The following is a 22,937-nucleotide window of genomic DNA, read 5'->3' as shown; positions in this document are numbered from 1 at the left end:
ATCAGCGCATGGAAGCCCGACACCGCGCCGCAGGCGATGGTGATGAACAGGAAGGGGAACATCGAGCCCGACCACACCGGGCCGTTGCCATTGGCGAACTGCGTCAGCGCGGGCATCTGCAGCAGCGGCATCACGATCACGATGCCGATGGCCAGCGCCACGATGGTGCCGATCTTGAGGAAGGTCGACAGGTAGTCGCGCGGTGCCAGCAGCAGCCACACCGGCAGGCTGGCGGCCACGAAGCCGTAGCCGATCAGCATCCAGGTCAGGGCCTTGCCGTCGAAGGTGAACATGGCGGCCCAGGCCGCGTTCTCGCTCACCGCCTGGCCGCCGAAGATGGCGGCCATCAGCAGCACGAAGCCGATGACCGACACCTCGCCGATGCGGCCCGGGCGGATGTAGCGCAGGTACAGGCCCATGAACACGGCCACCGGCACCGTGGCCGCCACGGTGAAGGTGCCCCAGGGCGATTCGGCCAGCGCCTTCACCACGATCAGCGCCAGCACCGCCAGGATGATGATCATGATCATGAAGGTGCCGAAGAGGGCGATCATGCCGGGCACCGCGCCCATCTCCTGCTTGACCAGTTCGCCCAGCGAGCGGCCGTCGCGGCGGGTGGAGATGAACAGCACGATGAAGTCCTGCACCGCACCGGCGAACACCACCCCGGCCAGCACCCACAGCAGCCCGGGCAGGTAGCCCATCTGCGCCGCCAGCACCGGGCCCACCAGCGGGCCGGCGCCCGCGATGGCCGCGAAGTGGTGGCCGAACAGCACGTTCTTGTCGGTGGGCACGTAGTCCAGCCCGTCGTTGTGCCGGTGCGCGGGCGTCTTGCGCGAGCCGTCCAGCCCCAGCACCTTGTCGGCGATGAACAGGCTGTAGTAGCGATAGGCAATCAGGTAGGTGCAGACGGCGGCGGTCACGACCCACAGGGCGTTGACGCTTTCGCCGCGCGTGAGGGCGACGGTGGCCAGCGCGAAGGCGCCGACGACCGCCACCACGAGCCACACGAGGTGGCGGCGGAGGCTTTGCATGTGCGTTGTCTCTCGAGGGTGAAAACCCATCGAGTGTCGGAAGCGGCGCCCCGCGGCGCATCCGTTGCAGTGCGTGGAGGGGGCGCGATAGATTGCCTAAGGGACAACCCGAGGCAAGGGTGAATTGCCTATTTCAGTACTTCCCCAACTCCATCTCGCTACCGTCCGCCGACGCTCGGCCATCCCGCTCGGGCTTGAGCAGGCTGCGAAGCTCTTTCCGGCTGCGGGTCTGCGCGCGGATCACGGTGGTGCCGTCGTCCAGGGTCGTGAATACCACCCGATCACCTGGGCTCAGCCTCATCTGGCGGCGGATGTTGGCGGGGATGGTGATCCGGCCCTTGCTCGTCATCGAGGCTTTGAACATGCTTGGTTCCTTGTACAGGATTGATTGAAAGGCGCGGACTTGCACTCGCCAACCCTCATCCGCCGAACTGCCGCGTGTGCTCTACCGCATAGCGGACCAGCTCCGCCTGCCCCTCGATCCCGAGCCGGCGCTTGATGCTCTGGCGGTGCGCGTCCACCGTGCGCACCGACAGGCCCAGCTCGCGTGCGATCTGCTTGCTGGATTCGCCGCGGCCGATGGCCGAGAGGATCTCGCTCTCGCGCGGGGTGAGCAGTGGCCGCGGCGCCTGGTTGCGGAACAGCTTCTTCGACACCGCCGGGCTCAGGAAGGTGCCGCCGGCCGCCACCGCCTCGATGGCGGCGACGATCTCCGAGGCCGGCGCGTCCTTGAGCACATAGCCCTGCGCGCCCGCCTGCAGCGCGCGCTGCACGTACTCGGGGTTGTCGTACATGCTGAGCATGACGACATGCGGCGGCGTGGGCCGGGCCAGCAGCAGGGCGGCCAGCTCGATGCCGTTCATGTCCTTCATGCCGACGTCGACCAGCATCAGATCGGGCTGCGCGGCGTCGATCTGGGCGAGGGCTTCGGCCGCGCTGCCGGCCTCGCCGACGATGCACAGGCCGGGCAGCGCCTCCAGCCGGGCGCGAAGGCCGTCGCGCACCAGTGGATGGTCGTCGACCAGGAACAGGCGCACGGGCGTCTTGGGAGTCATGCGGAGTTGTCGTTGAAAGGGCGCGGCAGCTCGGCCGTGACGGTGGTGTGGCCGGGGGCGGACTGCAGGCGCAGACGTCCACCGACGGCCTCCATGCGTTCGCGCATGTGGCGCAGGCCCAGGCCACGGTGCGGGTCGGCCTGCGCGGCTTCGACGTCGAAGCCCAGGCCGTCGTCCTTGATCGTCAGGCGGACGCGGTCGGGCCCGCAGTCCAGTCGCAGGTCGGCGTGGGCGGCGCCCGCGTGCTTCTGGACGTTCGTCAGCGCCTCCTGCGCGATGCGGAAGAGGGCGGTCTTGGCCTCGGCCGACAGTTCGCCGGCTTCGCCCGTGACCTGCAGTGCGACCGTGGGGCCTGCGCCACCGGCTTCGTCCACCAGCCGTTCCAGCGCGGCGGGCAGGCCCAGCGTGTCGAGCAGCGCGGGCCGCAGGCGGTGCGAGATGTGGCGCACTTCCAGCAGCGCCTCGCCCAGGCGCTGCAGCGCCCGCGCCAGCAGCGGCGGCACGGGCCGGCCCTCGCGCTGCAAGTCGTCCACGGCCGACTCGACCAGCAGCTTGGCCGACACCAGCGTCTGGCTGGTGCCGTCGTGCAGCTCGCGGGCCAGGTGGGCGCGTTCTTCCTCCTGCGACTGCACCACGCGCCGGGCCAGCTGGCGCAGCTTGGCCTCGGCCACGCGATGCTCGCTCAGGTTGAGCAGCAGGCCGCCCGCGCTCACGGCCGCGAGCGAGAGCATGGCGATGGCGGCGATCCACAGCAGGGTGCCGCTGACGTTGCCGCTGGTCTGCTGGTCCAGCGCGTCGAGCGTGGCCTGGATGTCGTCCAGATACAGGCCGGTGCCGACCATCCATTGCCAGCCGTCCAGCGCCTGCACATAGCCCAGCTTGGGCGCCAGACCGCCTGCCGAGGGCTTGCGCCATTCGTATTCGACGTAGCCGCCGCCGGCGCGCGCGCGGCCGATCAGGTCGCGGATGGTGTAGCGGCCCTGCGAGTCGCGCAGGTCCCACAGCGACTGGCCGACCAGCTCGGGCTGGCGCGAATGCATCAGCACGCGTCCCTGCAGGTCGTAGACGAAGAAGTAGCCGTCGTTGCCGTAGTTCAGCGTGCCCAGCAGGCGCAGCGCCTCCTGCTGCGTGGCCGCGTCGTCGCCGCGGTCGTAGAGCGGGCGGATCACGCTCAGGCCCAGGTCCACGTAGCTGCGCAGCTCGCCGCGGCGCTGGGCCATGTGGCTCTGCTCGATCAGCAGCCGCTCGCGTCGGTGCAGGTCGCGCGACTGGTGCTGCAGGCCGAAGGCGACCAGGCCCAGCGCCAGCAGCAGGGGCAGCACCGCCAGGGCGATGATCTTGGTGCGCAGGGTCATGGGCGGCGGCCGGGCGGCGGGGGGCGGCGCGGCGATGCCGGACGGGGCGTGCTGGGACGGCCCGCGCTACCGGTGCGTGGTGGGCGCGGCACCGGCGCATCGAGCACCGGCGGCACCTCCAGCGCCTCCCAGGTGCCGGCCGCCAGTCCGTCGAGCACGAAGGGGCCGATGGCGACGCGGATCAGCCGCAGCGTCGGCAGGCCCACCGCCGCCGTCATGCGCCGCACCTGCCGGTTGCGGCCCTCGCGGATGGCCAGCTCGATCCAGTCGGTGGGGATGTTCTTGCGCTCGCGGATCGGGGGCTCGCGGGGCAGCAACTGCGGCGGTGGGTCGAGCCGGCGCGCGCGGGCCGGCAGCGTGGGCCCGTCGTTCAGCACGACGCCATGGCGCAGTTGCGCCAGCGCCTCGTCGGTGCAGATTCCCTCCACCTGCACCCAGTAGGTCTTCTCCATCTTGTGCCGCGGATCGGCGATGCGCGCCTGCAGCGGGCCATCGCTGGTCAGCAGCAGCAGGCCTTCGCTGTCGGCGTCGAGCCGGCCAGCGGCGTGCACGCCGGGCAGCTCGATGAACTCCTTGAGTCCGCGCCAGCGTCCCTCGGGCGTGAACTGGCTGAGCACGCCGTAGGGTTTATGGAAGCGGATGAGGCGGGGGAGCGGCACAGTCATGGACGGCGGCGAGCATAGCCCCGCACTGAAGGCCGGTCGTCGATATTGCGCAATCGTCCGCAGCCATCCTCGCGGCGAAGCGCCTTGAGGCGCCGGGATGTCAGCTCGAGTCCCGCAGGCGTGCATCCATCAGCGCCGAGAAGCGCGAGAACCACACCGCATTGGCCGGCGATGGATGCGGCAGCGGCGCGAGCGTGATGGGGTTCGTGACGCCGCCGTGCGCGTAGCCGACCTCCAGCGTGCGGGCATAGCGTTCGTCGCCCAGCGCCCAGAAGTCGTCAAGGGCCGCATTCACCTCGACCGGTTGCCCGATGCCGAACCAGAAGAAGGCCTCGCGGCCCAGCGCGATCACGGTGCGCCGGCCATCGCGGCCTTGCCACAGGTCGATGAGCAACTCGGCCATCAGCGGCTGGAAGCGGCGCTTGACCGCCATCGACCAGGCCTTGTTGCCCACGGGTTTGTAAGGCGCTGTGTTGAGCCAGAACACGCCTGAGCCGGCTTCGATGGAAGCCTCGAAATCTGGCGCCTGTGCGTCTGGCCCATGCCGCTGGCGGTGCAGCGCCGCCCGCACCAGTTGCCCGCCCTTGCCCAGGAAAGGCTGCCCCTGCTGCGCCTCCGTGCGCCCCGGGTCGCGGCCGAAGATGCACAGGGCCGCGTCCCGCGGCCCCAGGCCGATGACCGGATCGCGCCAGTCGCGGCCGGCGGATTCATAGGCCTCGCGATCAATGCCGGGGAGGTCCTGCGCCAAGCGGCGGAAGGCGGCGTGCTGGGCGGCTGAAAGGCGGGTGCAGGTCATCGTTCGCTGACGGGATAGGCATCGAGGCGAGGCGGCAGGGAAGCTGGTCAGACCGCTTGCCAGGGGTTGAAGACCTGCACCGGCATGCCGGCGAAGTCCCGCGTGTTGCGCGTGACCAGCACCAGGTCATGGACGAGCGCCGTGGCCGCGAGCAGGCTGTCAATGGCCGGCACGGAGCGGCCAGCCTCTGCGACCAGCCGTCCCCAGCGGTCGGCGACCGCGGCGTCGATGCCCAGGACGCGGCCCGTGAAGAAGAGCGGCAGGTCGACCTCCAGCCAGTCCGCCAGCGCCTGGCGCCTGGCGGGCTCCGGCACGCCGTCGATGCCCTTTCGGATCTCGCCCAGCGTCAGCACGCTGAGGTACAGCGTCGTGGGTGGCCGCCTGGCGAACCAGGCGGCCACGTTCGCATCGGGCACGCGCCGCCGCAACTCGGACAGCGCGTTGGTGTCGACCAGGTAGCTCACGACTCAGAATGCCGTGTCGCGCGTGGGGCTGGGGTCGCGCTCGAGCACCAGGTCGTCCTGGCCCGCCAGCGGCGAGCGCTGCATGAAGTCCAGCAGCGAGCCCTGCGCCTGCGACAGGCGATCAAAGGTCTGGCGGGAGACGACCACCGCCACCGACTTGCCGTGCACCGTGATGTCCTGCGGCTGTTCCTGGGCGGACTTCACCAGTTCGGACATGCGTGCCTTGGCGTCCTGCATTTGCCATGTCTGCATTGTTCTCTCCCGTTCTGACCAGAAAGGTCAGATTTTAGGCGGCGTTGCGGGCCATCCATGCAAAAGGCCGGTCTGCGGACCGGCCCTTGCCTGCTGCGTATCGGTCGAAGCCGAACACGAAGCGCTCACTTCCCCCAGCTGTCCTTCAACCCGCTCGTGCGGTTGAACACCAGCCGGCCCTCGGCCGAGGCCTTGGCGTCGACCACGAAATAGCCCAGGCGCTCGAACTGGTAGTTCGTCTCCGGAGCGGCGCCGGCCAGGCCGGCTTCGACATAGCCTTGTACCGTGCTCAGGCTGGCATCGTTCAGTTCGTCGGCGATGTTGTCGGCGCTGCCGGGCTGCTCGGTCTTGAACAGGCGCTCGTAGAGGCGGATTTCGGCGGGCACGGCGTCATGGGCGCCGACCCAGCCGATCACGCCCTTGACCTTCACGCTGTCGGCGCCGGGCGTGCCGCTCTTGGTGTCGGGCAGGACCTCGGCCCGCACCTGGGTCACGCGGCCATCGGCGTCCTGCTCGAAGCCGGTGCACTGCACCACGTAGCCGTACTTCAGGCGCACCTTGTTGCCTTCGACCGGCTGGCCGGCGGCATTGGTGTGCGGCGGGAAGAGGCGGCGGTAGCCCTTTTCGGGCACGGCCATGAAGTCCTCGCGCTCGATCCACAGCTCACGGCCGAAGCGGAAATGCCGGTGGCCGGACGCCTCGTCATGCGGGTTGACCGGGGCGCTGCAGGGCTCCAGGTGGCCGGCGCCCATGGCGCTGTCCCAGTTGGTGATCACGAGCTTGAGGGGATCGAGCACGGCCATGGCGCGCGGCGCCACGGGGTCGAGCGCATCGCGCAGCGCGGCTTCGAGCGCGGCGTACTCGGTCCAGGCACCGCCGGACTTGGTGGTGCCGCTGCGCTCGCAGAACAGCTTGAGCGCCTCGGGCGTGTAGCCGCGGCGGCGCAGGCCGGCCAGCGTGGGCATGCGCGGGTCGTCCCAGCCATCCACATGGCGGTCTTCGACCAGCTGGCGCAGCTTGCGCTTGCTGGTGATGACGTGCGTGACGTTCAGCCGTGCGAATTCGTACTGCCGGGGCGGCGGCGCGGTGAGCAGGCCACCTTCGATCAGCCGCGCCATCAGCCAGTCGTAGAAAGGCCTTTGGTCCTCGAACTCCAGCGTGCAGATGCTATGGGTGATCTGCTCCAGCGCGTCCTCGATGGGATGCGCATAGGTGTACATCGGGTAGATGCACCAGGCGTCGCCCGTGTTGTGGTGCGTCGCGCGGCGGATGCGGTAGAGCGTGGGGTCGCGCAGGTTGATGTTGGGGCTGGCCATGTCGATCTTCGCGCGCAGCACGGCGGCGCCGTCGGGCAGCTCGCCGTTCTTCATCTGGCGCAGGCGGGCGAGGTTCTCTTCGGGCGTGCGGCTGCGGAAGGGGCTGTCGGTGCCGGGCGTGCCGAAGTCGCCGCGGTTGGCGCGCATCTGCTCGGGCGTCTGCTCGTCCACGTAGGCATGGCCGGCCGTCACCAGGTGCTCGGCCGCGCGGTACATGAAGTCGAAGTAGTTGCTGGCGTAGTAGATGTGGTCCTGCACAGCGCCCGGCTCGGCGGGCACGTCGGCCAGGGCGGTGGAATAGCCCATCCAGCGGATCGCCTCGCGGATGGAGTCGACGTACTCCTGCTCTTCCTTCTCGGGGTTGGTGTCGTCGAAGCGCAGGTGGCACACGCCGCCGTATTCCTTGGCCAGCTCGAAGTTCAGCCAGATGCTCTTGGCATGGCCGATGTGCAGGTAGCCGTTGGGCTCGGGCGGGAAGCGGGTGCGGATCCTGGCCGGATCGGGCATGCCGGCCTGATGCGAGGGGCCGTCGCCCGGCCCGCCGCCCCAGCGGCGCGGGGCATAAGTGCCCTGTTCCAGGTCGGCTTCGATGACGTGGCGCAGGAAGTTGCTCGGAGCGGCCGGGGCCGCGGGCGCGGCAGCCTGCTTGCCGCCATTGTTCTTGTTGTCGCCGTGCGGGGCAGAGGGAGAAGTCATCGGGGAATTTTATGGGCCGGCCGGCGCCGATGGTTTCGCCGCGCTGCAGCGCAAATGCTGTCCGTGACGCGAGAAGGGTTACGTCTGGCAACCAACGTCACGTTCGAGGGTGAACCTTTCCGGGGCCTTGGCCGTTCTATGGGTCAGGTGGACGGCAGTTTTTCCGAATGGCGTCCTTCCCCAGTTTTTCCAGGAGATCGAGATGAATGTCTCTCGCACGGGCTTCTTCAAGTGGGCGGCGGCTGCCGCCGTCGCGGCGGGTGCCCTGTTTGCCGCATCGTCGGCCAGCGCGCAGGTGAGCTGGTCGCTGGGCGTGTCGGTGCCGGGCGTGGCCGTGGGTGTGGCAGCGCCGCCGCCCGCGTACTACGGCCCGCCCCCGGCGTACTACGTGGCCCCGCCCGCACCGGTGTACTACCGCCCGCCGCCGCCGGTGTACTACCGTCCGCCCCCTCCGGCGGTGGTGTATGAGCCGGCACCGGTCTACTACGGCCCGGGCCCTTACTACTACCGCCACCACCACCACTGGCGTTGACGGCAGCGGGTCGGCCTCACGGCCGGTCCATGTCGCGAATCGAGCCGCCTTTCTCCGCGTGCCGGAAGGCGGCTTTTTCGTGGGCGCTTCGTCCCCTTCGGCTCCGCTCGCTACATCGCCCGGAACAGCGGCGCATAGAGCCGGCTCACCGGCAGGGGCTCGTTCGGCCGGCCGCGCAGCGTCAGCTGCATGCGCCCCGCCTCGTCGCGATGGACGGCGTCGACGGCGTCGGCCCGCACCACCACCGCGCGGTGGATCTGCCAGAAGCGCTGCGGATCGAGCTGCGGCAGCAACTGCTTGAGCGGCGTGCGGATCAGATGCTCGGCATCGGCCGTCAACACGCGCAGGTACTTGTCGGCCGCCTCGAAGTACAGCACCTCGTCCACCGGCACCATGCGTATGGTCGTCCCGCCGGCATTGCTCGCCGCGATGAATTTGAGCGGCGACGACTCGCCTCGTGGCGGGGAGGCGGCGCCCAGCAGGTCGCGCCACTGCGCCAGTGCCTGCTGCGGCAGGGCTGCGGGCGCGGCCAGGCGCTCCTGCAGCCGGGCGACGGTGCGGGCGAGCCGCTGCGGCTGCACCGGCTTCATGAGGTAGTCCAGCGCCTGCGCCTCGAAGGCGCGGGCGGCGTACTCGTCATAGGCGGTGACAAACACCAGTTGTGGCATGGGCGCTTCGTCCGCGGGCCAGCGTTCCGCGATCTCCTCGGCCGCGGCCAGGCCGTCCTGGCCGGGCATGCGGATGTCCATGAACAGCACATCAGGGCGCAGCCGCAGCGCCTCGCGGGCGGCGCCGAGGCCATCGCCGACAAGGGCCGTCACCTGCAGGGCGGGCCAGGCGCGTGCCAGTTCGACCTGCAGGGACTGGGCGAGCAGCGGTTCGTCTTCGGCGATCAGGGCGGTGGGCATCGGCAGGGCGTGGTCAGGCGGAAGCAGGCAGGGGCAGGGTGACGGTGGCGCAGGTGCCGCCGCCGGGCGGCGAGCTCAGCGTGAGCGTGCCGCGCTCGCCATGCAGGGTGCGCAGGCGCTCGCGCACCTGGGTGAGGCCAAAGCCGCCGGTGGGCGCCGCGCCGGTGTCGGAGGGCGGCGAGCCTGCGCCCTCGGCGAGCCCGCCGTCCGGTGCCGCGGCCAGCCCGGCACCCGTGTCGATGACGTCGATGACGAGGTCGTCCGCCTCGCGCCGGGCCAGCACGCGGATCTCGCCGCCTTCGACGTGGGGCTCCAGCCCGTGCCGGATGGCGTTCTCGACCAGGGGCTGCAGCAGCAGCGGGGGGACCGGCACCGCGCGCAGGTCGGGCGGCAGCTCGAGCGTGCAGCGCAGGCGCGGCCCCATGCGCACGGCCATCAGCGCCAGGTAGTCGGCCAGGCGGTCGAACTCCTGCGACAGCGGATGCAGCGTGCTGCGCGAGCCGCCCAGCGTGGCGCGCAGGTAGTCGTTGAGCCGGTCCAGCATGGCGATGGCGCGCTCGGGATCGGTGCCGATCAGCACGCGCAGGTTGGCCAGGGTGTTGAACAGCATGTGCGGCTCCAGCTGCGTCTCCAGCAGCTTCAGGCGCGCCTCCGTGGCGTCTCGCTCGGTCTCGGCGATCTTCGCGGTCATCGCGGCGGCTTTGCCACGGGCATGGAAGTAGAAGGAGCCGATTGCGCCCGCTGCCACCGTGATGTAGAGCCCGATGATGTTCTTGTGGGCGGGCCCGGCATCGACATCGCCCGGGCCGATCAGCCAGAAGGCCAACGGGTCGCCAACGTAGAAGCCGATCAGCACTCCGCAACTGGTGAGCAGCACGCCCCGCCAGCCCTTGGGCCATCCGTGTCCGCCGTCGGGGTCGCCGTGGCAGTCATCGGGATGGAACAGATAGCGGCCTGCTTCGATCAGTGCCCAGCAGATCGTGCCGATGCACAGCGAGTAGACGAGCTGGACCAGATAGCTGCGCGTGGGCCACATCAGAGTGGTGAACACGGTCACCACGCAGCAGAGAGCCAGCACATGCAGGTAGTGGCGCAGAAGGCTGCCGAGCACCTGCAGTGTCGTCGGCGCTGCTGCGGCGCCGGTAGCGGATGCGGAATCGGACGCCGCCCTCATGGTGTCGACAGCGGTGGCGTGATCGCGACGTCCGCCGTCGTTCCCAGCGGCCCAGTCGCAGCGGCTGGCACCGCCATCCGCGCATTGCGACGCAACTCCTCCGTCGTTTCGCCCCCACCCGGCCGCCATCCCGGCGGGCGCCACAGGTAGCCCAGCGCCTCGCCCACCGACTTCGCCCCGCGCAGGTCGCGCCACAGTGCGCGCCAGCCGTCGAACTCGATGACCAGCAGGTTGTACGAGGTCTGCGGCTTCACCAGGCCGTAGCGCGGCTTCACGTCCGCCCGCTCCGCCATGTAGGTGCCGAACAGCCGGTCGAACACGATCAGCACACCGCCGTAGTTGCCGTCCAGGTATTCCAGGTTCGATGCATGGTGCACCCGGTGCGCCGAGGGCGTGTTCAGCACCCATTCGAGCGGGCCCAGGCGCGGGATCCAGGTGGCATGGATCCAGAACTGGTAGAGCAGGTTGAGCGTGAACATCAGCAGGATCAGCCGCGGCGGCGCACCCAGCAGCGGCGCCAACAGGAAGAAAGCCAGCACGCCGGTGAGCTTGCCCGTCCAGCCGAAGCGGTAGGCCGCCGACAGGTTGAGGTCGTTGGGCGAATGGTGGATCGAATGCGTGCACCAGAACCAGCGCACGCGGTGTGCCGCGCGGTGGTACCAGTAGTAGCAGAACTCCTGCAGCAGGAAGGCCGCCACCCAGCCCGTCCAGTGGCTCAGCGGCAGGGTGAACAGCCGGTGCGCATAGAGCCAGTCCATCCAGCCCAGCCAGAAGGCCAGCGGCAGCAGCCAGCGCAGCGGGTATTCGCGCACCAGGAAGTCGACCATCGAGAGGCCGGCGGACTTCCAGTCGTAGGCCGGCCCCAGGCCGCGGGCATGGCGCCACGTCAGCACCACGGCCTCCAGCAGCGAGGCGACCAGCACCGTCACGACGGCGAACTTGAGGATGAGCAGAAGAACTGGCATGGCGGCGCGCTCCGGACGAAGTGTTGGGGAAAGGACGCCTGACAGCGCTCAGGGCCTGTCAGCGCACAGGGTTGACAGGCCCTAATCCATCAGGGCGTAGGGGCCGCCACGCTGCAGCGCGCGCTGGTAGGCCGGCCGTGCGTGGATGCGTTCGAGCCACGCCATCAGCTTCGGCCGGCTGCCGTCCAGACCGGCCCGGGCGCGGGCGGCCTCGACCGGGAAGCTCATCTGGATGTCGGCCACGCTGAAGTACGGGCCGGCGAACCAGTCGCGCTGGGCCAGTTCCGACTCCATGAAGTCCAGGTGCTGGCGCAGTTGAGGCTGCACGAAGCTGGCCATGGCCTTGTCGGCGATGCCGCGGGCGATGGGCTTGACGAAGAAGGGCATCTTCGCGCCCTTGATGCGGTTGAACACCAGCGTGAGCAGCAGCGGCGGCATGGCCGAACCCTCGCCGTAGTGCAGCCAGTAGCGGCAGCGCAGCGCCTCGGGGCTGCCGGCCTCGGGAAGCAGGGCGGCCGCGGGGTAGCGCTCGGCCAGCGTCTCCAGGATGGCGCCGGATTCGGCGAGCACGCTGCCGTCGTCGAGCGTGACGACCGGCGCCTTGCCCAGGGGATGCACCCGCTTGAGCTCGGGCGGCGCCAGCATGGTGGCCGGGTCGCGCTTGTACTGCACGATCTCGTAGGGAAGCTGGAGTTCTTCCAGCAGCCACAGCACGCGTTGGGAACGGGAGTTTTCGAGGTGGTGGATGGTGATCATGGGGCGCGATGTTGCCTGAGTGCCGGCACAAGCGGGGGGCGCGGCGTGCCGTGCGGTGCCGGCCTGTCAGCCACCCGTGCGGCCGTCAGCGGTCAGGCGCTCCCGCTCGCGCTGCACCATGCGCTCCATCAGCGCATTGCCTGGCGCGAAGACCCACACGCCCAGTCCGTGGAAGAACAGGCCCAGGCCCCAACCCAGCAACGGAAACACCGCCCAGTGGCGCCCATGCGCCATCGACACCGCGATAAGGGCCAGATTGACCAGTGTGTAGATGGCGGCATGGGCGAACCATCCGAGTTTGGCCTTGGCGCGACGCCGGGCGAGGGCATCGATAGAGGAGTAGGCATCTTGGCGCATGGAGGGCTCCGAGTGGGAAAGGGAAAAGGGACGGACGATTGCCCCGGGCTCGTGGGGCTTCCGAATCGGCTCAGGCCAGCGATGCCGCGCGGTCGGCGCTGATCGCCAGGCGCCACAGCCGCAGGGCGCCGCCCGCGAAGATGCCGCTGAACAGGCCGTACAGGACGCTGATGCCCAGGGCGAAGCCGCTGTCCTGCGCCAGGCCGGGATGGAAGACCAGCGTCACGCCGACGACGTACTTGGTCAGGAAGATGCCCAGCATCCGCACCAGCGGCCAGGGGCTGCCCGGCAGCAGGAACTCGCGCAGCTCGGGGTCGTACTGGGTGCGCGGCGACAGCGGCCGTGCCTGCATCCAGAAGCCGCTGGCGGCCGCGGCGACGACCCAGGCCACCAGCGCCAGCAGCCCGGCCTGCGAATGGCCGAAGGCCGAGGCCACGCCATAGAGCGCGAAGCCGACCAGCGCCAGCGGCAGCACGGTGACGCCCGCCAGACTGACCTCGCGCGTCACCAACTGTCGTGCGCCGCGCCAGGCCAGCACCGCGAAGACGGCGAACACCCACGTGGGGGTGTGGGCGACGATCTGGAAGAGCATGGAATCGGTGAGCATGGAAAGTCCTTGGGTGAGGTCAGGTGGGTGGGGCCGCCGGTCAGGCAGCTGCGATGGAATGGACTGTGCCGGCCGCCAGCGCTCGCCGCCACCGACCTGCGATGAATGGCGCCAGCGTGGCGCGAACGGCAGGATGGCGGCGCCAACGGCAGCGGGCTGAGGCCGCGCGGTGGCCGCCCCGGATCCGCACTGGCGGCCGCCCTCGAATCGCCCGACGGGGCGCCGGCCGACAGGGCCGAGGCTTTACCGCCGCTTTACGGTCGCTCCCACATCGCAGCTACGATTTCCCGCTCTACTCGCGGCACGCTCAGCCGCACGCTTGCTACGCATCCATGGACCCTCGCCACACCCCCCCTGCCCAGACCACGAACGCCACGGAGCCGGTGATGCCGCCGGCGCGTCCCCCGGGCCGGCGCAGCCGCTGGCTGGGTGGTGCGGCGGTGCTCGTGCTGGTGGCCGGACTGGTGGGGCTGGGCTGGTACCTGGTTCACCGCCCGGCGGCCGAAGGCAGCGCCGGCGTTGGCGGGCCGCCGGGCCGCGGCGGTCCGGGCGGGCCCGGTGGTCCTGGCGGCCCGGGTGGCCCAGGCGGTCCGGGCGGCGGCTTCGGCAGCGTCACCGTGGGCAATGCCGTGGTGCGCAGCATGCAGTTGCCCATCACGCTGGACGCACTCGGCACCGTCACGCCCCTGGCGACCGTCACGCTCAAGCCGCAGGTCGGCGGTGTGCTGGCCGAGGTGCTGTTCACCGAGGGCCAGACGGTGCGCAAGGGCCAGCTGCTCGCGCGGATCGACCACCGGCCCTACCAGCAGGCGCTGGACCAGGCGCGGGGGACGCGGCTGCGCGACGAGGCGCAGCTGGCTGCCGCGCGGGTGACACTGGAGCGCTACCGCACGCTGCTCTCGCAGGACTCCATCGCCCGCCAGGACGTGGACACGCAGGCCGCGCTGGTGCGCCAGCTCGAGGGCACCGTGGTCAGCGACAAGGCGGCCGAGGCCAGCGCCCAACTCAACCTCGACTTCACCCGCATCACTGCCCCGGTGACGGGCCGCATCGGCCTGCGTGCGGTGGACCCGGGCAACTACGTGGCGGCCAATGCGACCACGGGCGTCGCCGTCATCACGCAGATGAACCCGATCGACGTGCAGTTCTCGGTGCCGCAGGACCGCGTGCCCGAAATCCAGGCGCAGCAGGCCAGCGGGTCCAGGCTGCAGGCCACGGCGCTGGACCGCACCCGCAGCGACGTGCTCGACCAGGGCACGTTCTCCACGCTCGACAACGTGGTCGACGTGGGCACCGGCACCGTCAAGGCCAAGGCCCGCTTCGACAACACGCAGGCCAAGCTCTTTCCCAGCCAGTTCGTGAACCTGCGGCTCACGCTGCGCACGGTCGATGCGCTGGTGGTGCCGGTGACCGCGGTGCGAACCGGACCCACCGGCCCTTATGTCTATGTGATCCGCGACGACCGCACGGTGGAGGTGCGGCCCGTCAAGCGCGGCGAGTCCACGCCGGAAGTGATCGCCATCACCTCTGGCCTGCAAGCCGGCGAGAAGGTGGTGACCGAAGGCGGCGACCGGCTCAACGACGGCTCACGCGTTCAACTGCAGGGTGAGCGCCCGGCCACCGGCCCACGCCAGGGCGGGCAACGCCGCCGCGGGGCCGAGGGCGCGGGCGCGCCCGCCGCCGGCGCGTCGGCGCCGCAGGCCGGGGCCTCGGCGCCCGCTGCCGCCGCGGCTGCGCCCGCTGCCGCCGCGGCTGCGTCCGCTGCCGCCGCGGCTGCGTCCGCTGCCGCCGCGCCTGCGTCCGCTGCCGCCTCGCCTGCGCCCGCACTGCCCACGCCCGAGCAGCGCCAGCGCATGCTCGACAGTGCCCGCGACAACCCCGAGAGGCTGGCCCGAATCCAGGCGATGCTCGACGGCCTGGACAAGGGCGACCCCGAGGCCATCGAGCGCTGGCAGCGCTTGCAACAGCGTCGCCGCGAAGGCGGCGGTGGTGGCGGCAGCGGTGAAAGCCGATGAATCCCTCGCGTCCCTTCATCGAGCGGCCGGTCGCCACCGGGCTGCTGATGCTGGCCATCGTGCTGGCCGGCCTGGTGGGCCTGCGCTTCCTGCCGCTGGCGGCGCTGCCGCAGGTGGACTACCCGACCATCCAGGTGCAGACGCTCTACCCTGGCGCCAGTCCCGAGGTCATGAGCCGCACCGTCAGTGCGCCGCTGGAGCGCCAGTTCGGCCAGATGGCCGGCCTCAACCGCATGAGCTCGACCAGTGCGGCGGGCGTCTCCATCGTCACCTTGCAGTTCGACCTGGACCAGACGCTGGACGTCGCCGAGCAGCAGGTGCAGGCCGCCATCAACGCGGGCGGCTCCTTCCTGCCCACCGACCTGCCGGCGCCGCCGGTCTATGCCAAGGTCAACCCGGCCGATGCGCCCATCATGACGCTGGCGGTCACGGCCGACACCCTGCCGCTGACCGAGGTGCAGAACATCGTCAACACCCGGCTGGCGCAGAAGATCAGCCAGGTGAGCGGCGTGGGCCTGGTCACGCTGGCAGGCGGCCAGCGGCCGGCCGTGCGCATTCAGGCCAACACCCAGGCGCTGGCCTCGGCCGGCATCGGGCTGGACACGCTGCGCAACGCCATCGCCGCGGCCAATGCCAACGGCGCCAAGGGCAGCTTCGACGGGCCGCAGCGGGCCTACACCATCAACGCCAATGACGCGCTGCTGACCGCGGCCGACTACAAGAAGCTGATCGTCGCCTGGAAGAACAACGCGCCGGTGCGCCTGGCGGACGTGGCCCGCGTGGTCGACGGCGCCGAAAACGCACAGCTGGGCGCCTGGGCCGGCCTCAAGGACGACAAGCCCCAGGCCAACGGGGCCGGCGACGGCACGCTGCGCCAGTCCATCATCGTCAACGTGCAGCGCCAGCCGGGTGCCAACGTCATCTCCACCGTGGATGCGATCCGCGCCCGTCTGCCTGAGCTGCAGGCCGCCATGCCGGCCAATGTGCGGGTGGAGGTGCTGTCCGACCGCACCTCCGGCATCCGCGCCTCGGTCGAGCATGTGCAGATGGAACTGGTGCTGGCCGTGGTGCTGGTGGTGCTGGTCATCTTCCTGTTCCTGCACAGCCTGCGTGCCACGATCATCGCCAGCATCGCGGTGCCCATCTCGCTCATCGGCACGGCCGGCGTGATGTACCTGCTGGGCTATTCGCTCAACAACCTGAGCCTGATGGCCATGACCATCGCCACCGGCTTCGTGGTGGACGACGCCATCGTCATGATCGAGAACATCGCCCGCAAGCTGGAGGAGGGCGAGCCGCCGTTCAAGGCTGCGCTCGACGGCGCCTCGCAGATCGGCTTCACCATCATCTCGCTGACGGTGTCGCTGATCGCGGTGCTGATCCCGCTGCTGTTCATGCAGGACGTGGTGGGCCGCCTGTTCCGCGAGTTCGCGGTCACGCTGGCCATCACCATCCTGATCTCGGCCGTGGTCTCGCTCACGCTCGTGCCCATGATGGCCGCGCGCTGGCTGGAACCCGAATCGAAGAGCGGCGGCCGGCTCGGCCGCACGGTGCAGCGCTTCTTCGACCGCGTGATCGCCCGCTACGACGTGAGCCTGGGCTGGGTGTTGCGCCACCAGGGCCTCACGCTGGTGGTGGCGGTGGCCACGCTGGCACTCACGGCCCTGCTGTACGTGGTCATCCCCAAGGGCCTGTTCCCCACGCAGGACACCGGCCAGCTCAAGGCCCGCATCGAGGCCTCTCAGGATGTGTCGTACGAGCGCATGGCCCAGCTGCAGGAGCACGCAGCCGCCGTCGTGCTGGCCGATGCCGATGTGCAGAGCGTGAGTTCGGTGGTGGGCGTGGACGGCGCCAGCAACATGGCGCTCAACACCGGCAGCATGCTGATCAACCTGCGCCGCAGCCGCGATGCGCAGGACGTGGTGATGAACCGGCTGACGCAGGCGGTGCGGACGCAGGTGGCGGGTGTCAAGCTCTACCTGCAACCCACGCAGGACCTGACCATCGATGCCGAATCCGGCCCCACCGAATTCCGCGTGGCGCTGGAAGGTTCGGACACCGCCACCGTCAACGACTGGGCGAAGAAGCTCGTCGCGCGTCTGGGCAATGAGCCGCTGGTGCGCAATGCCACCACCGACGCCGGCGCGCAGGGCCTGGCCGCCTATGTGGACATCGACCGCAACACGGCCTCGCGCCTGTCGGTCACGGCCAGTTCGGTGGACGATGCGCTCTACAGTGCCTTCGGCCAGCGCATCGTCTCCACCATCTTCACCGAGACCAACCAGTACCGCGTGATCCTGGAGGCGCAGCGCGAGGGGCTCGATTCGCCCCAGGGCCTGGGCAGCCTGCAGCTGCGCACCGGCGGCGGTACGGCAACACCGCTGTCGGCCTTCGCCACCGTGCGCGAGCAGCCCGCGCCGCTGCAGATCACGCGGGTGGCGCAATACCCCGCGGCCACGGTCGGCTTCGACACCGCACCGGGCGTGGCGCTGGGCAAGTCGGTCTCGGCCATCCGAGCGGCAGCCCAGGAGATCGGCCTGCCTGTCGGCATCAACCTGCGTTTCCTGGGTGCGGCCGGCGCCTACGAGAATTCGCTGACCAGCCAGCTATGGCTGATCCTGGCCGCGGTGGTGTGCGTGTACATCGTGCTCGGCGTGCTGTACGAGAGCTATGTGCACCCGATGACCATCCTGTCGACGCTGCCCTCGGCCGGCGTGGGTGCATTGCTGGCGCTGATGCTCAGCGGCAACGACCTGGGCGTGATCGGCATCATCGGCATCATCCTGCTGATCGGCATCGTCAAGAAGAACGCGATCATGATGATCGACTTCGCCATCGATGCCGAGCGCAACGAGGGAAAGGCGCCCGAGGACGCCATCCGCCAGGCCGCGCTGCTGCGCTTCCGCCCCATCCTGATGACCACGCTGGCGGCGCTGTTCGCCGCGGTGCCGCTGATGCTGGGCCTGGGCGAGGGCGCGGAACTGCGCCGGCCGCTGGGCCTGTCGATCTTCGGCGGGCTGGTGCTGTCGCAGCTGCTCACGCTGTTCACCACGCCGGTGATCTACCTGGCCTTCGATCGGCTGGGCCGGCGCCTCTCGCGCAAGGGCGGTCGCGAGGATGACGACGACGGTGGTCCCGCGGTACCTGCGCCGGAGGCACGCGCGTGAACCTGTCGCGCCCCTTCGTGTTGCGGCCGGTGGCCACGGTGCTGCTGACGCTGGGCATCGCGCTGGCCGGCATCCTGGCCTTCTTCAAGCTGCCGGTGTCGCCACTGCCCAAGGTCGACTTCCCGGTCATCAGCGTCAGCGCCAGCATCGCCGGCGCCAGCCCCGACACCATGGCCAGCAGCGTGGCCACGCCGCTGGAGCGGCGGCTGGGCGTGATCCCGGGCGTGAACGAGCTGACCTCCACCAGCTCCGTGGGCTCCACGCGCATCACCCTGCAGTTCGACCTGAACCGCGACATCGATTCGGCCGCGCGCGAGGTGCAGGCCGCCATCAATGCGGCCCGCGTCGACCTGCCCGCCACGCTGCGCAGCAACCCGACCTACCGCAAGGCCAACCCGGCCGCGGCGCCGGTGATGATCATCGCGCTCACCTCCAGGACGCGCACGCCCGGGCAGATCTACGACACGGTCTCCAATATCGTGAGCCAGCGCCTTTCGCAGGTTGAAGGCGTGGGCGACGTGGAGATCGGCGGCGGCTCGTTGCCCGCCGTGCGGGTGGAGCTGGAGCCCTTCAGCCTCAACCGACTGGGCATCAGCACCGAGGACGTGCGTGCCGCCATCCAGGCCAACAACGCCAACCGGCCCAAGGGCGTGATCGAGAGCGAGGACCGGCGGCTGCAGATCTACACGCCGTCCCCGGGCCTGCGCGCGGCCGACTACCGCGACCTGGTGATCGCCTGGCGCAACAACGCGGCGGTGCGCCTGAAGGACGTGGCCGAGGTGATCGACAGCGTCGAGAACACGCGCACGCTGGGCCTGTTCAACGGCCAGCCGGCCATCGTGGTGCTGCTGCGGGCGCAGGCCGACGCCAACGTGATCGAGACGGTGGACGCGGTGCGTGCGCTGATCCCCGAACTCAAGGCGCAGCTGCCGCAGGACATCGACGTGCAGGTCGCCTCGGACCGCACGGCCTCGATCCGCGCCGCGCTGCACGAGGTCGAGTTCACGCTGATGATCTCGGTCGCGCTGGTGGTGCTGGTGGTGGGCCTCTTCCTGCGTCGGGCACGGGCCACCATCATCCCGACCGTCGCCACCGTGGTGTCGCTGCTGGGCACCTTCGGCGTGATGTACCTGCTGGGCTTCTCGCTCAACAACCTGAGCCTGATGGCCCTGACGGTGGCCACCGGCTTCGTGGTGGACGACGCCATCGTGGTGCTGGAGAACACGCAGCGTCACATCGAGAACGGCATGGGCCGGCTGCAGGCGGCGCTGCAGGGCGCGCGCGAAGTCGGCTTCACCGTGCTGTCCATCAGCCTGTCGCTGGTGGCGGTGTTCATCCCGCTGCTGTTCATGGGCGGGCAGGTGGGGCGGCTGTTCCACGAGTTCGCGGTGACGCTGTCGGTGGCGGTGCTGATCTCGCTGGTCATCTCGCTCACCACCACGCCCATGATGTGCGCGGCCCTGCTGCGGGCCGAGAGCTGGTACCAGCGCCGTCCGCCCGGGCCGATCGGTCGCCGCTGGGCACCGGTGAGCGCCTGGCTGGGCCGTCAGGGCGACCGGGTATGGAACGGCATCCTGCGCGGCTACGCCCGCAGCCTGGACTGGGCCCTGGCGAGCAAGACCATCGTGCTGATCTCGCTGCTGGCCGTCATCGGCCTGAACGTCTATCTGTTCGTGCATGTGCCCAAGGGCTACTTCCCGCAGCAGGACAACGGCCAGATCAACGCCGGCCTGCGCGCGGACCAGAGCATCTCGTCCGTGGCGCTGTCGGCCAAGCTCAAGCAGGCGGTGGACATCATCAAGGCCGATCCGGCCGTGGACACGGTGGTGGGCTTCACCGGCGGCACGCGCGCAGGCGGCGGCTTCATGTTCGTCAACCTCAAGCCGCTGGCCGAACGGGGCGTGAAGACGCAGGTGGTGATCGACCGGCTGCGGCCGCAGCTCAACCAGCTCACGGGCCTGCGGGTCTTCCTGGGGCCGGTGCAGGAGCTGCGCATGGGCGGACGCTCCAGCAATTCCGCCTACCAGTACACCCTGCGCGCCGACAACATCACCGATCTGCGCGCTGCCTCGGCCAAGTTGGCGGCGCGCATGGCCGAGCTGCCGCAGCTGGCCGATGTCGACGGCGAGAGCTCCAACGACAACGGCGTCGAGACCTTCCTGTCGGTGGACCGCGACGCAGCCGCGCGGCTGGGCGTCAACACGACGGCACTCAACAGCGCGCTCTACAACGCCTACGGCCAGCGCTCGGTGGCGACCATCTACAACGACCTCAACCAGTACTCGGTCATCATGGAATGGGCGCCACGCTTCCAGACCTCGCCGCTGGCGCTGAAAGACCTGTACGTGCCTTCGACGCTCAGCAGCACGACCAATGCGGACGGCAGCACGGGCAGTACCTCGCTGCAGGCGAATACCGATACCAGCACCGGCACCTCGACCACCACCTCGGCCAACCCGGGGCAGCGCGGCGCCTCCACCGGGCAGGCGCTGGCGACCAGCACCACGACGCTGGTGCCGCTGTCGGCCTTCGCCACCCTCAAGGAGCGGGCGGTGCCCAGCTCTATCAGCCATGAGGACACCGAGCTGTCGAGCACCATCTCCTTCAACCTGCCCGACGGCGTGACGCTGCAGGAGGCACAGGCGGCCATCAAGCAGGCCGAGAACGACGTGGCCCTGCCCATCAACGTGCGCGGCAGCTTCGGCGGCACGGCGCGCGCGGCGCAGCAGAGCGGCAACCAGCAGGCGCTGCTGATCGTCGGGGCCATCGTGGTCATCTACATCGTGCTGGGCATCCTGTACGAGAGCCTGATCCATCCGGTGACGGTGCTCACCACGCTGCCTTCGGCGGGCGTGGGCGCGGTGCTGGCGCTGCTGATGCTGCGCATGGACCTGTCGATCATGGCGCTGATCGGGCTCTTCCTGCTAATCGGCATCGTCAAGAAGAACGCCATCATGATCATCGACTTCGCGCTGGAGGCGCAGCGCCAGCGCGGCCTCACGGCCGTCGATGCGGTGCGCGAGGCCAGCCTGCTGCGGCTGCGGCCCATCCTCATGACCACGCTGGCCGCCATGCTGGGCGCGCTGCCGCTGGCCATCGGCTTCGGCGTGGGCTCGGAACTGCGCCAGCCCCTGGGCGTGACCATCATCGGCGGCCTCGTCGCCAGCCAGCTGCTCACGCTGCTCACCGTGCCCGTCATCTACGTGCTGATGGACCGCCTGCGTCCCGGCGGCGGCCGCGTGCCGCCCATCGGCATCCACGAACACGCTCCCACCCGATGAAGACCCGCTTCGTTCCTTCCGCCTTCCTCGCGCGCCGCCAGCTGCTGCTCGCGGCCCCTGCGGCCGTCCTGCTGGCCGGGTGCGCCGTGGGGCCGCGCTACGCGCCACCGGCCGATGCGGCACCCGCCGCCTTCAAGGAGGCGCCGGCCGTGGCCGGCTGGTTGCCCGCCGCGCCGGGCGACACGCTGGACAAGGGGCCGTGGTGGAAGCGCTTCGACGACCCGCAGCTCGATGCACTGGCCGAGCGCGTGCAGGTGAACAACCAGAACATCGCCGTGGCCGTGGCGGCCTACAGCCAGGCCCAGGCGCTGGTGCGCGAGCAGCGCGCCTCGCTGCTGCCGGCGCTCACGGCCAGCGGCAGCGGCCGACGCAGCGGCCCGGTGAAGAGCGACAGCGGCACGCGGCCGTCCAACAGCTTCTCGGCCGGGCTAACGGCGAGTTGGGACGCCGACCTGTGGGGCCGTCTGCGCCTGTCGGTGGAAAGCGCCAGCGCCAGCGCGCAGGTCAGCCAGGCCGACCTGGCGGCCGCCCGCCTGTCGGCCCTGGGTGCGCTGGCCACCAACTACCTGCAGCTGCGCGCGACCGACGCCGAGATCGCGCTGCTGGACCGCACGCTCGAAGGCTACGAGCGCTCGCTGACCATCACGCGCAACCGCTACCAGGCGGGCATCGCGGCGCAGACCGATGTGCTGCAGGCGCAGACCCAGCTGGTCAGTGCCCGTTCGGACCGCGCCGGCCTGGTGCGCGACCGGGCCGTGCTGGAGCATGCGATCGCCGTGCTGGTGGGCGTGGCGCCGGCCGACTTCACGCTCGCGGCCCAGCCCGATTGGCTGCCCGTGGTGCCCTCGGTGCCGCTCAGTCTGCCGGCCGAACTGCTGCAGCGCCGGCCCGACATCGCGGCGGCCGAGCGCACGATGGCGCGGGCCAATGCGCAGATCGGCATTGCCCGCAGCGCGTACTTTCCCAGCCTCAACCTCACCGCGTCGGTCACGGGCGGTGCGAGCCGGGTGGGCGAGCTGTTCAATGCCTCGAACCTGCTGTGGGCGCTGGGCATTTCGGCCGCTCAGACGGTGTTCGATGGCGGCGCCATCGCGGCCCAGGTCGATGCGGCCGGCGCCACCTACCAGGGCGCGGTGGCCAGCTACCGGCAGACGGTGCTCAGCGCCTTCCAGGCCGTGGAGGACCAGTTGAGCAATGCCGCCGCGCAGGCCGAGCAGGCGGTGCTGCTGCGGCAGGCCTCCGAGGCGGCGGACCTGACGGAGCAGCAGATCCTCAACCGCTACCGCGCCGGTCAGGTGAGCTACACCGACGTGGTGACGGCCCAGGCCTCGGCCCTGAGCGCCCGGCGCAGCCTGCTCAATGCGCAGCTGTCGCGGCAGGCCTCGGCGGTGGCGCTCATCCAGGCGCTCGGGGGTGGGTGGGAGGCCGACTGGCTGCGCACGCCGGCAGCCGCCGCGGCCGGCCTCCCCAGGTCGACGCGTTGAGCCCGGGCTGGGGCTCGCCATGAGCGGACGGTTGCGCGCTGCACCGCTGCGTGGCCTG

20 protein-coding genes are annotated in these 22,937 nt (G+C 70.2%); 5 read left to right on the top strand and 15 right to left on the bottom strand.

Annotated features, from left to right (window positions below):
* The 9 genes from QZ772_RS08990 to QZ772_RS08950 form a co-directional block, all read right to left on the bottom strand.
* Window positions 1–1,034: carbon starvation CstA family protein (locus QZ772_RS08990; protein WP_295524916.1), on the bottom strand; the 1,034-nt coding region annotated here is incomplete at its 3' end.
* A 133-nt stretch (window positions 1,035–1,167) separates the two neighbouring features.
* On the bottom strand, window positions 1,168–1,398 hold the full coding sequence (locus QZ772_RS08985; protein ID WP_295524913.1) for an AbrB/MazE/SpoVT family DNA-binding domain-containing protein: 231 nt from the start codon (window positions 1,396–1,398) through the stop codon (window positions 1,168–1,170).
* 55 nt (window positions 1,399–1,453) lie between these two features.
* Complete coding sequence (locus QZ772_RS08980) at window positions 1,454–2,089, bottom strand: response regulator transcription factor (protein WP_295524911.1); 636 nt, start codon at window positions 2,087–2,089, stop codon at window positions 1,454–1,456.
* A complete protein-coding gene (locus QZ772_RS08975; protein WP_295524908.1) occupies window positions 2,086–3,444 on the bottom strand; it encodes a cache domain-containing protein in 1,359 nt (452 codons plus the stop codon). Before QZ772_RS08975 ends, QZ772_RS08980 begins: the two co-directional genes overlap by 4 nt.
* Window positions 3,441–4,109 (bottom strand): pseudouridine synthase, encoded by a 669-nt coding sequence (locus QZ772_RS08970; protein WP_295524905.1) that lies wholly within the window; start codon window positions 4,107–4,109, stop codon window positions 3,441–3,443. The genes QZ772_RS08975 and QZ772_RS08970 overlap by 4 nt, the downstream gene beginning before the upstream one ends.
* Before the next feature lie 100 nt (window positions 4,110–4,209).
* Complete coding sequence (locus QZ772_RS08965) at window positions 4,210–4,905, bottom strand: uracil-DNA glycosylase family protein (protein ID WP_295524902.1); 696 nt, start codon at window positions 4,903–4,905, stop codon at window positions 4,210–4,212.
* Between the two features lie 47 nt (window positions 4,906–4,952).
* On the bottom strand, window positions 4,953–5,369 hold the full coding sequence (locus QZ772_RS08960) for a type II toxin-antitoxin system VapC family toxin (RefSeq protein ID WP_295524899.1): 417 nt from the start codon (window positions 5,367–5,369) through the stop codon (window positions 4,953–4,955).
* 3 nt (window positions 5,370–5,372) lie between these two features.
* Window positions 5,373–5,621, bottom strand: coding sequence for a type II toxin-antitoxin system Phd/YefM family antitoxin (locus QZ772_RS08955; RefSeq protein ID WP_295524895.1), 249 nt, complete (start codon window positions 5,619–5,621; stop codon window positions 5,373–5,375).
* A 125-nt stretch (window positions 5,622–5,746) separates the two neighbouring features.
* Window positions 5,747–7,633, bottom strand: a complete 1,887-nt coding sequence (locus tag QZ772_RS08950; protein ID WP_295524893.1) for a glutamine--tRNA ligase/YqeY domain fusion protein — start codon at window positions 7,631–7,633, stop codon at window positions 5,747–5,749.
* A gap of 202 nt (window positions 7,634–7,835) precedes the next feature.
* Here QZ772_RS08950 and QZ772_RS08945 point away from each other — a divergent pair, with 202 nt between their 5' ends.
* On the top strand, window positions 7,836–8,165 hold the full coding sequence (locus tag QZ772_RS08945) for a hypothetical protein (protein WP_294367414.1): 330 nt from the start codon (window positions 7,836–7,838) through the stop codon (window positions 8,163–8,165).
* A 110-nt stretch (window positions 8,166–8,275) separates the two neighbouring features.
* Here the strand turns inward: QZ772_RS08945 and QZ772_RS08940 are convergent, their stop codons facing one another.
* The 6 genes from QZ772_RS08940 to QZ772_RS08915 all read right to left on the bottom strand — a co-directional run bounded on the left by QZ772_RS08940 (window position 8,276) and on the right by QZ772_RS08915 (window position 12,932).
* Window positions 8,276–9,073, bottom strand: coding sequence for a LytTR family DNA-binding domain-containing protein (locus tag QZ772_RS08940; protein ID WP_295524889.1), 798 nt, complete (start codon window positions 9,071–9,073; stop codon window positions 8,276–8,278).
* Window positions 9,074–9,086: 13 nt separating this feature from the next.
* A complete protein-coding gene (locus QZ772_RS08935) occupies window positions 9,087–10,247 on the bottom strand; it encodes a histidine kinase (protein ID WP_295524886.1) in 1,161 nt (386 codons plus the stop codon).
* Window positions 10,244–11,212, bottom strand: coding sequence for a sterol desaturase family protein (locus QZ772_RS08930; RefSeq protein WP_295524882.1), 969 nt, complete (start codon window positions 11,210–11,212; stop codon window positions 10,244–10,246). The genes QZ772_RS08935 and QZ772_RS08930 overlap by 4 nt, the downstream gene beginning before the upstream one ends.
* Before the next feature lie 81 nt (window positions 11,213–11,293).
* Window positions 11,294–11,968: a glutathione S-transferase gene (locus QZ772_RS08925; RefSeq protein ID WP_295524880.1), complete on the bottom strand. Its 675-nt coding sequence runs from the start codon at window positions 11,966–11,968 to the stop codon at window positions 11,294–11,296.
* 66 nt (window positions 11,969–12,034) lie between these two features.
* On the bottom strand, window positions 12,035–12,325 hold the full coding sequence (locus tag QZ772_RS08920) for a 2TM domain-containing protein (RefSeq protein ID WP_295524877.1): 291 nt from the start codon (window positions 12,323–12,325) through the stop codon (window positions 12,035–12,037).
* A 70-nt stretch (window positions 12,326–12,395) separates the two neighbouring features.
* Complete coding sequence (locus QZ772_RS08915; RefSeq protein ID WP_295524876.1) at window positions 12,396–12,932, bottom strand: DUF6622 family protein; 537 nt, start codon at window positions 12,930–12,932, stop codon at window positions 12,396–12,398.
* Window positions 12,933–13,264: 332 nt separating this feature from the next.
* Between QZ772_RS08915 and QZ772_RS08910 the strand changes: the two genes are divergently transcribed.
* From QZ772_RS08910 to QZ772_RS08895, 4 genes are read left to right on the top strand one after another with little or no spacing between them, the layout of a single operon-like run.
* Window positions 13,265–14,947, top strand: a complete 1,683-nt coding sequence (locus tag QZ772_RS08910) for an efflux RND transporter periplasmic adaptor subunit (RefSeq protein WP_366510565.1) — start codon at window positions 13,265–13,267, stop codon at window positions 14,945–14,947.
* The gene (locus QZ772_RS08905; protein ID WP_295524874.1) at window positions 14,944–18,114 is read left to right on the top strand and encodes an efflux RND transporter permease subunit; all 3,171 of its coding nucleotides are present in this window, start codon (window positions 14,944–14,946) and stop codon (window positions 18,112–18,114) included. Before QZ772_RS08910 ends, QZ772_RS08905 begins: the two co-directional genes overlap by 4 nt.
* Window positions 18,111–21,395 carry an efflux RND transporter permease subunit gene (locus QZ772_RS08900; RefSeq protein WP_295524872.1) on the top strand — a complete coding sequence of 1,095 codons (3,285 nt, stop codon included), beginning with the start codon at window positions 18,111–18,113 and terminating at the stop codon, window positions 21,393–21,395. The genes QZ772_RS08905 and QZ772_RS08900 overlap by 4 nt, the downstream gene beginning before the upstream one ends.
* The gene (locus tag QZ772_RS08895; protein ID WP_295524869.1) at window positions 21,392–22,879 is read left to right on the top strand and encodes an efflux transporter outer membrane subunit; all 1,488 of its coding nucleotides are present in this window, start codon (window positions 21,392–21,394) and stop codon (window positions 22,877–22,879) included. Before QZ772_RS08900 ends, QZ772_RS08895 begins: the two co-directional genes overlap by 4 nt.
* Window positions 22,880–22,937: the final 58 nt, after the last annotated feature.

It is taken from the genome of uncultured Pseudacidovorax sp. (assembly GCF_913773995.1).
Classification (GTDB): domain Bacteria; phylum Pseudomonadota; class Gammaproteobacteria; order Burkholderiales; family Burkholderiaceae_C; genus Xenophilus.
This window is presented reverse-complemented; position numbering and strand designations above follow the sequence as displayed.